Origin of the sequence: Tardiphaga sp. 37S4, from assembly GCF_021044645.1 — a bacterium.
GTDB classification, from domain to species: domain Bacteria; phylum Pseudomonadota; class Alphaproteobacteria; order Rhizobiales; family Xanthobacteraceae; genus Tardiphaga; species Tardiphaga robiniae.
In genome coordinates this window covers 1,269,113-1,282,767 of sequence record NZ_CP088008.1, presented here as the reverse complement: position 1 = coordinate 1,282,767, position 13,655 = coordinate 1,269,113, and the positions used below count along the sequence as shown (strand labels likewise).

Sequence of the window (13,655 nt, the reverse complement as noted above, 5' to 3'; positions counted from 1 at the left end):
GTCACTTCGCATCGTGAAAGATCACCCCGAGCGTATGGCGCCGGCCCGACTTCACCCGGCTGACGCCGTGGCGCAGATTGACGCGATAGCTGCCGCGCGTGCCGGCAACCGGGCGATGATGCACGGCGAACACCACGGCATCGCCCTGCCGCAAGTCTACCACTTCGGCGCGCGACTGCATGCGCGGACGCTGCTCCGTCAACACGAATTCGCCGCCGGTGAAATCCTCACGTGGCGCCGACAGCAGGATCGCGACCTGGAGCGGAAACACGTGTTCGCCATAGAGATCCTGATGCAGGCAATTGTAGTCACCGGCTTCATATTGCAGCAGCAGCGGCGTCGGCCGGGTCTGACCGGCCTCATGACAGCGCTTGAGAAACGCGGATTGATCGGCGGGAAAGCGCACGTCGATCCCCATCGCCTCGTTCCAGCGATTGGCGATCGTGCTCAATGGTCCGTAGAGCGCCGGACGCAGGCCGGCGATCGGATCGGGCAGCGGATAATTGAAATATTTGTATTCGCCGCGGCCGAAGCCGTGGCGGCCCATGACGATGCGGCTGCGAAACCGGAAATCGTCGGGATAGAGCGATGCGAGGTGACGACACTCATCGGGCGTGAGCAGTTTCTCGAACACCGCACAGCCCTGCGCGTCGAGATCGGCAGAGATGCGCTGCCAGTCGATGGCGGCGACGCGCGCCTGCGACGTGGCGTCACTGTTTTCTGGGCGCTTCTTCGCGATTGAAACCATGTCATCGCCTCCGTCATCCGGCCGCGATCATGTTGTCATGGCCTGTTGGCCATTTTGGGGAGATGGGCGGGTGAAGCCACCCGATTTCTGGGTAGCTAACCTCTCCCCGCCTTTCGCGGGAGAGGTCGGACGGCGAAGCCGGCCGGGTGAGGGGCGAGGCAGGAGAGAAAAGACAAGCGCAGAACCATCGGATCGAAGGACGGGAGACCCGAGAGCGCGCGTGTGTGGTGACGACGGTGACCGCCCCTCACCCGCTCCGGCTGCGCTGCGCTTCGCCGGATCGACCTCTCCCCGCAATGCGGGGAGAGGTTAAGAACCTTACCCCACCACCGGCAATGTCTTCACATCATAGCCATGGCTGATCTTGCGCTTCAGCACCGGATCCTCGATCTCGTAATCGAAACGATCGGCCGGACGGATACCGCCCTTGGCGGCGAAGGTGCCGCCGAACATGGCGGTGCCGTCGGGCAGCTTTTCGCTGTCGAAGCCCTTCTTGATCAGTTCGGCCACCGGCAGCATGCCGCTCAGCAGGCCTTCCTGATACAGCACCTTCTCGCCCTTGATAGTGGCCCAGGAGCGCAGGATGATCTGGTCCCAGTGCGGAAGCAGTTCGGAGAGCTCCCACACGACAGGTGCGATCGGCTTGTCGCACATCTGCTTCGACACGGTGATGTTGTAGGTCTCGACCTTGCGGTCGGTATGGTCGGAGCCGACGCCGACATAGGTCTTGCCGCCTGACGCGATCAGGCAGAATTCGACTTCGCCCGAGGAATTCTCGTCGGTGCATTCGATCATGCCGTCAGTGGTGAAGCGGCGCGCCGAGCAGCGGTAGTAGATCGGCGTCGAGGCCGGCGGCGCGATGCCGAGCGCCTCGAGTTCCTTGATGTGATGATCGCGTGCGACGGGATCGCGGCCGGTCCAGCCGGCGATGACGCCCTGCGTGATCTTGAGCGTCAGCGGCGACTTGGTGCCTTTTGCGTCCAGCGTGAACGCGATCTCGGTGGTCATGCGTGTATCCTCAGGTTTCAGAGATTAACCGCGAACGGTGGTTTCAATGCCCGCGGCGAGTTCGAAGATGCGACGGTCGGAGCCGCCGGCGGCTGCCAGCATCAGGCCGACAGGGGCTTCGTCCTTGGCGTGGATCGGCAGCGAGATGGCGCAGCCGTCGATCATGTTGATCAGCGTGCAGTTGCGCAGCGCCATCAGGTTCTGCTTGGAGAACACCTTGTCGTCTTCCATGTCGGCAATCGGCGGCGGCGTGATCGCGCAGGTCGGCAGCACCAGCGCATCGTAAGGCGCGATACGCTTTTCGGTGCGCGCGATCAACGAACGGCGCATCGGCAGCAGGTCGAGATAGTCGGCGGCGTTCTGGGTCTCGCCGCGCTGGATGCGCAGCGCGACTCTGGGATCATAGACGTCACCCTTGCTGGCCAGGAGATAGCGATGCCAGGCATAGGATTCAGCAGCCGTAAAGCCGCCCTTGGTGCTCATCGGTGCGATGTCGTTGAATTCTGGCACCTCGATGCGCTCGATGATCGCGCCCTTGTCGGCGAGCTTCTTCAGCGCACGCTCGAAAGCGGTGGCCACGACGGGATCGAGATCGTCCATCGCCAGCGTCGTCGGCACAGCGAGACGCATGCCCTTGATGGGGCGCGGGGTAAGCTCAAATTCGGGCTCGCCGGCGAGCACCGCATCCATGGCCGCGCAGCAGGCAACCGAGCGTGCGAGTGGACCGATACTGTCGAGGGTGAAGGACAGCGGCACCGCGCCATCGAGCGGCACACGGCGCTGGGTCGGCTTGTAGCCGACGATGCCGTTGAAGGCCGCCGGAATGCGGCAGGAACCGCCGGTGTCGGTACCCAACGCCGCATGCGCCATGGCATCGAGCACGGAAACGGCGGCGCCGGAGGACGAGCCGCCGGGCACATGGCCAACCTCGCGCTTCCACGCGCCTTTGGGCGTGCCGTAATGCGGATTGGTGCCGATGCCCGAATAGGCGAATTCGACCATGTTGGTGCGGCCGATCACCACGAAGCCGGCGCGGCGCAGACGCGCGACGGTGGGCGCGTCGGCATCGGCCGGCGCGGAATCGTCCAGCGCGCGCGAACCGGCGCGGGTCACCTGACCCTTGATGTCGAACAGGTCCTTGATGGAGACCGGAATGCCGGCGAAGCGCGACGGCGCGGCATTGGCCTTGCGCAGCGCGTCCATGGCATCGGCGGCGGCCAGAGCCGCATCCTTGTCGACATGGATGAAGGTGCGCTCACCCTCGCCGTTCGGATCGGCGATTTTGGCCAGACAGGCTTCGACCAGTTTGCGCGAGGTGGTGCGGCCGGCGGCGAGGTCGTCGGCCAGGCTGGCGAGGGTCGGTGCGGTCTGGTGGAAGTCGTTGCTCATGGTCGCGGCATCCTGTGTGTCTTGCCGGACCCGCAGGTGGTCACGGCGCCCGGTCGGTATCGCCGAAAGTGTCCTCGATTTCCAGATCGAGCAGCGCGGAGCTGAGCGATTTGCCATGCGCATCGAGCGCGAGCGATCGCGTCACCCCGCCGCCAAGCGCCTGATCCATCACGAAGTTCAACGCTGCGAGATTGGGCAGCTCGTAGCGGACCACCTCGCCCGCGACGATGCCCGCAAACAGGGCCTTCACGCGCGCGGCGGTCACCTGGGATACTATCAACGGATATAGCTTTGCGTCAAAGGCAATTACCGAGATGTTGGAAATGTTGCCTTTGTCACCTGTGCGGGAATGGGCGATCTCGCGCAGCTTCACGTCATACTCCCTGAACCATCCGTACCAACCTACCCTGCCTGGTTGCAGCGGGACAAGCCTCGCACGTATTTCAACCGGAATTCCACGTCGTCCCGCAGTGAGCAGATACGGCCATGCAGCACGCGCGCTGGACCGCCCCCGGTGGAATGTGGAATGTCCATCCAGAGGACAACGAACGGGGCCAAATCCCCGTCCAAGGGAGAGAACACGACACATGGCTGAACCAGCCCGCGCGCGGCCGAAACCGACACCGGAAACCCAGCATTATTGGGACGGCGCCAAAGCCGGCGAACTCCGCCTGCAGCGCTGCGACGATTGCAGCAATGTGTATTTTCCGCCGCGACCGTTCTGCCCCGGCTGCGCCTCGCGCAAGGTGTCGGTGTTCAAGGCCTCGGGCAAGGGTTTCCTCTACAGCTACGTCATCAATCATCGCCCCGCTGCGCCGGGCTTCACGCCGCCTTACGCGATTGCCGTGGTCGAGCTTGAGGAAGGTCCGCGGCTGATGAGCAACATCATCGATTGCCCGCAGACGCCCGAAGCGCTCGAACTCGACATGAAGCTCGAGGTCGCCTTCGAGAAGCTCGACGACGCCATCACCCTCCCCGTATTCCGTCCGGCGAAGGGCTGAGATCATGCGCAGAAACGCAGTCGCCGTTGTCGGCGCAGCCGAGACCACCGAGCTCGGCGTCATCCCGAACATGTCGCAGCTCCAGCTTCACGCGGATGCGGCGCTCAACGCCATCAAGGATGCCGGGCTGAAACTGTCCGACATCGACGGCATCGCCACAGCCGTCGAGACACCGCAGCAGATCGCGCATTATCTCGGCATCACGCCGACCTGGGTCGACGGTACATCCGTGGGCGGTTGCTCGTTCATGCTGCATGTTCGCCACGCGGCCGCGGCGATCGAGGCCGGCCTGTGCAAGACGGTTCTGATCACGCACGCCGAAAGCGGCAAGTCGATGATCGGCAAACTGCCGCGCTCGATTCCGGCCGACAGCCTGCAAGGCCAGTTCGAGGCGCCTTACGGCGTCTACGGTCCGCCCAGCATGTTCCCGATCCCGGTGCTGCGCTACATGAAGACGCATGGCATCACGCATGAGCAGATTGCCTCGGTCGCCGTGTTCCAGCGCGAATGGGCCGCGAAGAATCCGCGCGCGATGATGAAGGCGCCGATCACGGTCGAGGACGTGCTGAACTCGAAGATGATCGCCTATCCGTTCCGCATCCTGCAATGCTGCCTCGTCACCGATGGCGGCGGTGCGCTGATCCTGACCTCGGCCGATCGCGCCAAGGATTTCCCGAACAAGCCGGTCTATATTCTCGGCACCGGCGAGAGCGTGGAAACGCCGATGGTCAGCCAGATGAAGACCTTCGATTCATCGCGCGCCTTCACCGTGGCCGGGCCGACTGCGTTCCGCGAGGCAGGGATCACGCACAAGGACGTCGATCACCTGATGATCTACGATGCCTTCGCGCATCTGCCGCTGTATGGTCTCGGCGATCTCGGCTTCATGCCGCATGAGGAGACCGGCAAGTTCATTGCCGACGGCAACACCCGCCCCGGCGGCAAGCTGCCGATGAACACCAATGGCGGCGGCCTCAGCTATATGCATTCCGGCATGTACGGCATGTATGCGCTGCAGGAGAGCGTGCGACAAATGCGCGGCATCGCACCGGCGCAGGTGCCGGGCGCGAAGATTTCAGTCTGTCACGGCGTCGGCGGCATGTTCGCCGCGTCGGGCACGGTGATTTTTACGAACGAGAAGTAAACGCGGTGCCTTCTCCCCGCTTGCGGGGAGAAGGTGGCTCGAATGCGCGAAGCGCGTTCGAGACGGATGAGGGGGACTATCCGCTTGCTCCGAGCTTGCGGATAGTCCCCCTCACCCGCCCCGGCTTCGCCGGGACGACCTCTCCCCGCAAGCGGGGAGAGGTTAGAAAACATCAATCACACCACCAAAAGGAAAACCACATGGCATCTACCAAATCACTCGACGGCAAGGTCATTGTCGTCACCGGCGCGGGCCGCGGCATTGGCCGGGGCATCGCGCTGCTCTGCGCCGCTGAAGGCGCCAAGGTCGTCGTCAACGATCCCGGCGTCGGCACCGACGGTTCGGGCGGCGACGGCGCGGCACCGGCCGAACAGGTCGTCGAGGAAATCAAAGCAGCCGGTGGCACCGCCGTTGCCAACTTCGAGTCGGTCGCCGAAGCGATCCCGGCCAGCAAGATCATCAAGCAGGCCGTGGACACCTACGGCAAGATCGACGGCGTGGTGAACAATGCCGGCATTCTGCGCGACGCGATCTTCCACAAGATGTCCATCGATGCCTTCGAGATGGTGATCAAGGTCCATCTGATGGGCTCGTTCTACACCTCGCACGCCGCCGCACGTTACTTCCGCGAGCAGAACTCCGGCTCGTTCGTGCACTTCACCTCGACCTCCGGCCTGATCGGCAATTTCGGCCAGGCCAACTACTCGGCCGCCAAGCTGGGCATCGTCGGCCTGTCGAAGTCCATCGCGCTCGACATGGGACGCTTCGGCGTCAATTCGAACTGCGTCTCGCCCTTCGCCTGGAGCCGCATGATCGGCAGCATCCCGACCGAGACCGAAGCCGAGAAGGCCCGCGTCGAGCGCATGCAGCGCATGGGTCCGGAAAAGATTGCACCGCTGGTGGCGCATCTGCTCTCCGACGACGCCAAGGAAATCTCCGGACAGATCTTTGCCGCCCGCATGAACGAGATCTTCCTGATGGGCCAGTCGCGCCCGCTACGCTCCATCCACCGCGCCGAAGGCTGGACCCCGCAGACCCTTGCCGAGCACGGCATGCCGGCGCTGAAGTCGTCGTTCTACAAGCTCGACCGTTCGGCTGACATTTTCAGCTGGGATCCGGTCTAAGCGTCTAATCGGCTCGCGGGAGCATCAGTCCCGCGAGCCGATTTCTACAACCCAGAATTTAAAACGAAACAATATTACTCAAATAGCTATGCATAGCGGTCTTATCTGACCCGAGATCGCGCTAATTTCGTCATAAAGAATTCAAACGCCGGCCAAGACCGGCTATGTCACCAGCAATCAACGGGTTTGACGTCACGCATGTGCGGACGAAACCGCATTTGCTGGACGAACATCATGACAGATCACGCGGGCGCGATGCCCTCCGCGGCCATGCCGCATTCCAAGCCGCTGAATTCCCCCGCCCGCGTTCTGCTGGCGAGCCTGATCGGCACCACGATCGAATTCTTCGACTTCTACGTCTATGCCACCGCCGCGGTGCTGGTGTTTCCAAAACTGTTCTTCCCGGCCGGCAACGACACCGCCGCGCTGCTCGCGTCCTTCGCGGTGTTCTCGATCGCGTTCTTTGCGCGTCCGTTCGGCGCCGTCGTGTTTGGCCATTTCGGCGATCGCGTCGGCCGCAAGACCACGCTGGTCGCAGCCTTGCTGACCATGGGCATTTCGACCGTGCTGATCGGCCTGCTGCCGACTCACGCGCAGATCGGCCTCGCAGCACCGCTTCTGCTGGTGCTGTGCCGTTTCGGCCAGGGCTTTGGTCTCGGCGGTGAATGGGGCGGCGCGGTGCTGCTCGCCACCGAGAACGCGCCGGAGGGCAAGCGCAACTGGTACGCCATGTTCCCGCAACTCGGTGCGCCGCTCGGGCTGTTCCTGTCGTCGGGCACGTTCTACATCCTGCTGCATTTCGTCTCGCCGGAAACGTTCCTGAGCTGGGCGTGGCGCGTGCCGTTCCTCGCCTCCATCGTGCTGATCGCCATCGGATTGTGGGTGCGCCTGTCGATCACCGAGACGCCGGAATTCCAGAAGGCCATCGAGAAGGCTGAGCGCGTTGCCGTCCCCAGCATGGAGCTGCTGCGCAAGCACAAGCGCAGCCTCGTGCTCGGCACGCTGGTCGGCCTGATGACCTTCGTGTTCTTCTATGTCTGCACGGCCTATCTGTTGTCCTACAATGTCGGCGTCGTGAAGATGACGTTGCTCGATGCGCTCAAGGTGCAGATTGCCGGCGCCGTCGCTTTCGGCACCACCAACATCCTGGCCGGCCTGCTCGCGGACAAGATCGGTCGCCGCACGCTCCTGATCACCAATTGCCTGATGGTGATCGTGTTCTCGTTTTTCCTGGCACCGCTGCTGTCAGGTGGCGTGGCGGGCATCTATGCCTTCGCGCTGATCGGTCTGGCGATCTTCGGCGTCAATTATGGCCTGATCGGCGCCGCGCTGGCGGCACCGTTCCCGACCGCCGTACGCTATACCGGCTCGTCGATGACGTTCAATCTGGCGAGCATCTTCGGCGCCTCACTGGCGCCCTATATCGCCACCTGGCTGCAGGCAAATTACGGTCTCGCTTACATCGGCTATTACGTGCTCGCCGCCGCGACGATCACGCTCATCGCGATCTTCGCTTCGGACAAGCACGAGGTCTGAGCGCGCTTGCCGGCAAACGTCAAAAAAGGGGCAGTGCCAACGCTGCCCCTTTTTTATTGATCAGCGCGCCGCCTGCTGCCGCCTGAGCTCGGCGCGAGCCGCGTCACGCTCGAATTCGCCATCGCCCCGGCACACTTCAGCTGCCTGTTTCAGATAGGGCAGCGCCTCCTGCGGCTTGTGCTTCACCATCAGATACTGGCCGAGATAGAACGACACGCCGCAATCGCCGAAGTCGTCCTCCAGCCGCATGTTCTTCATTTTGGCGAGCATCTCCTCCCGACTCATCTGGCCGAGATAGACCGCGACCATCGGCCATGGCCAGCCCTTGCGATCGAGCTTGTCGGTATTGCGTTTCAGCTCGCCGATGTCGTTGTCGCCGCTGCGCGCCCGCGCGATGTAGCGTAGCAGCTTGCCCAGCTCGTATTCCGGCGTCTTCTCGACCACGTCGCCGAAATCGGCGGCAGCCTCGGCGAAATGTCCCTCGATGAAGTTCATATGCGACCGCCGGTTGCGGGTGTCGGGATCATCCGGCCTCAGCTTCAGCGCCGCATCCAGGTCCGGGATCGCGCCGGCGAAATCGCCCTTGCGCGCGAAGGCGATGCCGCGGTCAACATGGGCGCCGACGTCGTTCGGATTGCCGGCCAGAACGACATCGAAATCCGCGATCGCGCCGTCATTGTCGCCGCGTCGAATCCTGATGTCGGCGCGACCACGGTGGGCATAGCTGTCGCCGGGCTCGATCTGTAGCGCAGCGTCATAGTCGGCCAACGCCCTCTCGTAGTCTTTCTTAGCGGCACGGCTGTTGCCGCGCAATGCAAACGCCGCATAGTCTTTCGGATCGAGGCGGATGGCTTCCGAGAAATCCGCGATCGCGCCATCGATGTCGGCCAATCTCTTCCGCAACATTCCGCGTCCGCGGTGGTAGGACGAATTGCCCGGCTGCAGGCGAATCGCCTTGTCATAGTCGGCGCGCGCCCGCACGAAATCGCCCTTGGATTCATAGGCGCTCGCCCGCGAGCCGAAGCCCGAGGAGTAAGTGGGATCGAGGGCGATCGCCTTGTTAGCATCCGCGATAGCCAGATCGAATTCGTCGAGGCGGTTGTGGACCATGGCGCGCGCGCCATAGCCTTTCGCAAAATCAGGATTGAGTGCGATGAACGCAGTAAAATCCGCGCGCGCCGCCTCCATATGGCCGAGTTCGAAGTTCCCGATGGCGCGAAGGCGAAGCGCTTCGGAGCGCTCGGCATCCGTTGCGCCGGGACGATCGATGATATCGCTACAGCCTGCGATCATCCGCTGATCCATCGGCGGGCGACATCCATTATCCGCGTGTGCTGACAATGATGTGGCGAACAGCAATGCTGCAGAAGCGACTGCAACACATATGTGACAGCGAAACAACGACATGGGGAACCGCGCATCAAATGAGAGCTTTGGTGTTGGTCGCATGGAACTATCAAAACGTTCACTGCGCTGCGATGCGCGCTTGTGCACCGCCATGACCGCGCGGCAGCATCGAATTGTGTAGCATCGCCGTCGCAACGGTATTTAGACTGCTGGCAATAACTGGAGCAAACCAGAAAAGCCGGGAGGACGACGATGCCAACTCAGCTCGACGCGAACGACGCAGCTCAACCCGCCGCACCATCCAACTCACTCAGTCGCAGAAATATCCTAGGCAGCGCCGCTGCATTGGCAGCGACGACGCTGATCGCGCCTGATGCTCTTGCGCGAAATTTCGGTCGCGGCGCGGAACCGCAACGCTATCCCGATCCCGATATCGTCGTCATCGACGCCAATCGCTTCAAGGCGAGAGTCGGGAACACCGTCATCAAGCGGCTCTATACGGGCTGCCTGTGGGCGGAGGGACCGGCGTGGAATGCACAGGGTCAGTATCTGATCTGGAGCGACATTCCCGCCAATCGCCAGTTGCGTTATCTCGACGATGACGGCCACATCTCCGAGCGCTTCCGCTATCCATCCGAGGAGAGCAACGGAAATTCGTTCGACACAGAGGGCCGCCAGCTTTCCGCGCAGCGCACGCGCCTTGTCCGCTTCGAGCACAATGGCAGCGTCACGACGCTGGCTGAACAAGCAAACGGCAAGCCGCTGAACGGGCCGAACGACATGGTAGTCAATCCGATCGACAAGGCGATCTGGTTCACCGATCCCGGTTACGGCGCCATCAATCTCTATGAAGGACAACGCGCAGCGGCGGGCGTCACGCAACCGCACCAGAAGGAAGCGGTGTATCGCATCGATCCTACGAGCGGCCAGATCAGCAAGGTCGCGGACGATCCGTTCAAGCCGAACGGGCTCGCCTTCAGTCCGGATTACAAGAAGCTCTATGTCTGCGACACCGGCATCACGCATTATCCCAATGCCAAGAATGTGGTGTGGCAGTACGACGTCGACGGCGGCAAGCTCAGCAATGCAAAGCCGCTGATCGACATGACGCTGGATGGCAAGTCCGGCTTCCCTGACGGACTCCGCGTCGATACCGAGGGCAATATCTGGGTCGGCGCCGGCTGGGTTGGCGAGGGCTATGACGGCGTGCAGATTTTCGCGCCGGACGGCCAGCGCATCGGCCAAATCAAGCTGCCGGAGACCTGCGCGAACGTGTGTTTCGGCGGCAAGAAGCGCAACCGGCTGTTCATGACGGCAAGTCAGTCACTCTATGCGGTCTATGTGGAAACGCAGGGCGCGCATTTCTGTTGAGGGCTTTCTTCACCCTCCCCCTTGCGGGGAGGGTGGCGCGTTGCGAGCGGAGCGAGCAAACGTGACGGGTTGGGGGTGCCACAAGCGACGGCGCCTGTGGCACCCCCAACCCGGCCTCCACTTCGGCGATGCGTCGCATCGCCTCGTTCGGCCGACCCTCCCCGCAAGGGGGAGGGAGGCCACTCACATCTGCGCGCTCCCCCTATCCGCTATTCCTGAGCCCCGCCGAGATGCCGTTGATCGTCAGCTGAATCCCGCGCAGCACCTGCTCGTCCGGATTATTTGCACGGTGCTCTTTCAGCAACTCGACCTGCACGTGGTTGAGCGGATCGAGATACGGGAAGCGATTGCGGATCGAGCGGTCGAGCAGCGGGTTGTTTTGCAGCAGGCGCTCCTGCTCCATAATATCCAGCAGCGTCTCGATGCACAGATGCCATTCGCCGCGGATGCGGCCGAAGATGGTCTCGCGCAGCTTCTGGTCGGCGACAAGCTCGGCATAGCGCGAGGCAATGGCGATGGAGCTCTTGGCCAACACCATGTCCATGTTGGACAGCAGCGTGCGGAAGAACGGCCATTCGCGGTGCATCTCCTGCAGGAAGGCCATGCCCTTGTCGGGATGATTGGCGAGCCAGGCATCGATGGCGCTGCCGAAACCGTACCAGCCCGGCAGCATCAACCGGCATTGCGCCCAGGAGAACACCCAGGGGATGGCGCGGAGATCCTCGATGGCGCGGGTCTTCTTGCGCGAGGCCGGACGGCTGCCGATGTTCAGCGTCGAGATCTCGTTGATGACGGTGGATTCCCAGAAGTAATCGACAAAGCCTTCGGTCTCATAGACCAGCCCGCGATAGGCCTTGAAGGCCAGTTCGGAAATCTCCTCCATGGCTTCGAGATATTCGCGGCGCGGCGCGCTGTGCTTTGGCGCCAGCAGGCTTGCTTCCAGCGTTGCAGCGGCGAGGATTTCCAGATTGTTGCGGCCGACTTCGGCGTTGGAATATTTGCTGGAGATGATCTCGCCCTGTTCGGTGATGCGGATCTGGCCGTCCACCGCGCCGCCGGGCTGCGCCAGGATCGCATCGTGGCTCGGGCCACCGCCGCGGCCCACAGAGCCGCCGCGGCCATGGAACAGCCTGAGCCGTATGTGATGCCGCTCGAACACTTCGATGAGCTCGATCTCGGCCTTGTACAGTTCCCAGCCGGATGTGACGAAGCCGCCATCCTTGTTGCTATCGGAATAGCCGAGCATGACTTCCTGCACCGCGCCGCGGCTGTCGACCAGCTTGCGATAGTCGTGCAGCGAGAACATGCGGTCCATGATGGCTGCAGAGGCCTGCAGATCCTCGATGGTTTCGAACAACGGCACGATATTGATGCCGCTGCGGCCGGAGCAATCGACGAGCCCGACTTCCTTCAGCAGCACCGCGACTTCGAGCATGTCGGAGACGCCCTTGCACATGGAGATGATGCATTGAGGGATCGCCGCCGCGCCGAATTTCGCGTGGACCTGCGCCGCCATACGGAACAGCGCTAGTTCACCCAGCGTCTCGTCGCTGTATTTGACGAACAGCGAGCCGAGCGGCCGCGCGTTCTTCAATTCATTCGTCAGCAGCGCGATGCGCGCTTCCTCGCCGAGCGCGAGATAGGACGTGCCGGGCATCGCGGCGTCGATCAGTTCGGCGACGGTGCGCTCATGCACCGCCGAGTTCTGCCGGATATCGAGACTGGCGAGATAGAAGCCGAAACAATCCACCGCGCGGCGCAATTGCCGCAACCGGCCGCGGGCGATGACAGCGGAATTATCAGCGATCAGCGAGCGATCGAGCACGTCGAGATCGGCCTTGAACTCCTGCGCCGATGCGTAAGCCGGGGCATCGCCCACGGCCGCGCGGCGGTTCGGCAATTCGAGCGCATGGGCCGTTGCCGCCATGCGGGCATAGACGCCGGAGATCGCCAGACGATAGGGCTCGCCGGCGCGGTGCGGCGATGGATCAGGGGAGCGTTCGGCCAATGCGCGCAGCTCATCGGAGACATCGGCGAGATGCGCCGCCATCGACAGCTCTGCGCCCAGCGCGTGAAGTTCGTCGAGATAGAAGCTGAAGGCGCGCCTGCTCTGCAGCATCATGGTGCCGCGCATCACATCTGCCGTGACGAACGGATTGCCGTCGCGGTCGCCGCCGATCCAGCTGCCCATGCGCAGGAACGAGCCGAGTTCGGCAGCGCCGCCCTGCGCGCGCAGGCTGTCTTCCAGCACACAATGCAGCCGCGGCACTTCGCGCAGGAACGTGTAGTCGTAGAACGACAATCCGTTGGCGACCTCGTCGAGCACCGTCAGCTTGCTCCGGCGCAGCAGATTGGTCTGCCACAGGGTGACGACGGCGCGGCGCAACTGTTCCTCGGACGCCTCAATCTCCTCGGCGGTGAGCTGCATGCGCTCGCGCCGGTCCAGCAATGCCGCGATTTCCATTTCGCGGTCGATGGTGCTCTTGCGGCGCACTTCCGTGGGATGCGCTGTCAGCACCGGACTGATCAGCGCCTGTCCGAAGAACTTGCTGAGCAGCGCCGCATCGATGCCGGCTTCGCGCGCGCGCTTCACCGCATGGGCCAGCGTGCCCGATGCGTTGGCCGCATTCGCGCGCTGCGCTCGCATCCGGCGGATGTTGTTCTGGTCCTCGGCGATATTGGCGAGATGGGAGAAATAGCTGTAGGCGCGAACGATGCGCACGGTCTCGGCGATCGACATGCCGTCGAGAATGGCTTCGAGTTCGCGCCGCGCCAGCTTGTCTTCGTCGCGGTGAAAACGGACCGAGGTCTGACGGATGTTTTCGACGAGGGCGAATACCGCCTCGCCTTCCTGATCGCGCACGGTGTCGCCAAGGATGCGGCCGAGCAGCCGGATGTCCTCGCGCAGCCGGGCATCGGCCTCCTGGTGAGCAGGATCGTCACCGCGCTGGGATACGGGTTCTTCGGTGGACAGGGTCAGGGACACA

The 13,655-nt window shown here is 63.0% G+C and carries 11 protein-coding genes; 5 read left to right on the top strand and 6 right to left on the bottom strand.

Going from position 1 to position 13,655, the window contains the following annotated elements; all coding sequences use genetic code 11:
- Position 1: 1 nt before the first annotated feature.
- From LPB73_RS06090 to LPB73_RS06075, 4 genes are all read right to left on the bottom strand, one after another.
- On the bottom strand, positions 2–748 hold the full coding sequence (locus LPB73_RS06090; protein ID WP_231079969.1) for a 2OG-Fe(II) oxygenase: 747 nt from the start codon (positions 746–748) through the stop codon (positions 2–4).
- Between the two features lie 318 nt (positions 749–1,066).
- Complete coding sequence (locus LPB73_RS06085; protein WP_231079968.1) at positions 1,067–1,756, bottom strand: DUF2848 domain-containing protein; 690 nt, start codon at positions 1,754–1,756, stop codon at positions 1,067–1,069.
- A 24-nt stretch (positions 1,757–1,780) separates the two neighbouring features.
- Positions 1,781–3,145 carry an amidase gene (locus LPB73_RS06080; RefSeq protein WP_231079967.1) on the bottom strand — a complete coding sequence of 455 codons (1,365 nt, stop codon included), beginning with the start codon at positions 3,143–3,145 and terminating at the stop codon, positions 1,781–1,783.
- A gap of 40 nt (positions 3,146–3,185) precedes the next feature.
- Positions 3,186–3,518, bottom strand: coding sequence for an AtuA-related protein (locus LPB73_RS06075; RefSeq protein WP_068735784.1), 333 nt, complete (start codon positions 3,516–3,518; stop codon positions 3,186–3,188).
- 214 nt (positions 3,519–3,732) lie between these two features.
- On the opposite strand from LPB73_RS06075, the gene LPB73_RS06070 reads away from it, so the two are divergent.
- From LPB73_RS06070 to LPB73_RS06055, 4 genes are all read left to right on the top strand, one after another.
- A complete protein-coding gene (locus LPB73_RS06070; protein WP_120291263.1) occupies positions 3,733–4,146 on the top strand; it encodes a Zn-ribbon domain-containing OB-fold protein in 414 nt (137 codons plus the stop codon).
- A 4-nt stretch (positions 4,147–4,150) separates the two neighbouring features.
- Positions 4,151–5,290, top strand: a complete 1,140-nt coding sequence (locus tag LPB73_RS06065; RefSeq protein ID WP_231079966.1) for a thiolase C-terminal domain-containing protein — start codon at positions 4,151–4,153, stop codon at positions 5,288–5,290.
- Positions 5,291–5,490: 200 nt separating this feature from the next.
- Positions 5,491–6,414 carry an SDR family NAD(P)-dependent oxidoreductase gene (locus LPB73_RS06060; protein ID WP_093756564.1) on the top strand — a complete coding sequence of 308 codons (924 nt, stop codon included), beginning with the start codon at positions 5,491–5,493 and terminating at the stop codon, positions 6,412–6,414.
- 234 nt (positions 6,415–6,648) lie between these two features.
- Complete coding sequence (locus tag LPB73_RS06055) at positions 6,649–7,950, top strand: MFS transporter (protein ID WP_231079965.1); 1,302 nt, start codon at positions 6,649–6,651, stop codon at positions 7,948–7,950.
- A gap of 60 nt (positions 7,951–8,010) precedes the next feature.
- Here LPB73_RS06055 and LPB73_RS06050 read toward each other — a convergent pair whose 3' ends face one another.
- The gene (locus LPB73_RS06050) at positions 8,011–9,243 is read right to left on the bottom strand and encodes a tetratricopeptide repeat protein (protein ID WP_231079964.1); all 1,233 of its coding nucleotides are present in this window, start codon (positions 9,241–9,243) and stop codon (positions 8,011–8,013) included.
- Between the two features lie 306 nt (positions 9,244–9,549).
- Here LPB73_RS06050 and LPB73_RS06045 point away from each other — a divergent pair, with 306 nt between their 5' ends.
- Entirely contained in the window at positions 9,550–10,668 is a 1,119-nt protein-coding gene (locus LPB73_RS06045; RefSeq protein ID WP_231079963.1) for an SMP-30/gluconolactonase/LRE family protein, read from the top strand.
- A gap of 202 nt (positions 10,669–10,870) precedes the next feature.
- On the opposite strand, the gene ppc is transcribed toward LPB73_RS06045, so the two are convergent.
- Positions 10,871–13,654, bottom strand: coding sequence for a phosphoenolpyruvate carboxylase (gene ppc, locus LPB73_RS06040; protein WP_414716869.1), 2,784 nt, complete (start codon positions 13,652–13,654; stop codon positions 10,871–10,873).
- Position 13,655: the final 1 nt, after the last annotated feature.

Excerpts from the sequence above, each read along its gene's own strand:
- LPB73_RS06090 (WP_231079969.1), bottom strand. The coding sequence starts at position 748 with ATGGTTTCAATCGCGAAGAAGCGCCCAGAAAACAGTGACGCCACGTCG.
- LPB73_RS06085 (WP_231079968.1), bottom strand. The coding sequence starts at position 1,756 with ATGACCACCGAGATCGCGTTCACGCTGGACGCAAAAGGCACCAAGTCG.
- LPB73_RS06080 (WP_231079967.1), bottom strand. The coding sequence starts at position 3,145 with ATGAGCAACGACTTCCACCAGACCGCACCGACCCTCGCCAGCCTGGCC.
- LPB73_RS06070 (WP_120291263.1), top strand. The coding sequence starts at position 3,733 with ATGGCTGAACCAGCCCGCGCGCGGCCGAAACCGACACCGGAAACCCAG.
- LPB73_RS06065 (WP_231079966.1), top strand. The coding sequence starts at position 4,151 with ATGCGCAGAAACGCAGTCGCCGTTGTCGGCGCAGCCGAGACCACCGAG.
- LPB73_RS06060 (WP_093756564.1), top strand. The coding sequence starts at position 5,491 with ATGGCATCTACCAAATCACTCGACGGCAAGGTCATTGTCGTCACCGGC.
- LPB73_RS06055 (WP_231079965.1), top strand. The coding sequence starts at position 6,649 with ATGACAGATCACGCGGGCGCGATGCCCTCCGCGGCCATGCCGCATTCC.
- LPB73_RS06050 (WP_231079964.1), bottom strand. The coding sequence starts at position 9,243 with ATGATCGCAGGCTGTAGCGATATCATCGATCGTCCCGGCGCAACGGAT.
- LPB73_RS06045 (WP_231079963.1), top strand. The coding sequence starts at position 9,550 with ATGCCAACTCAGCTCGACGCGAACGACGCAGCTCAACCCGCCGCACCA.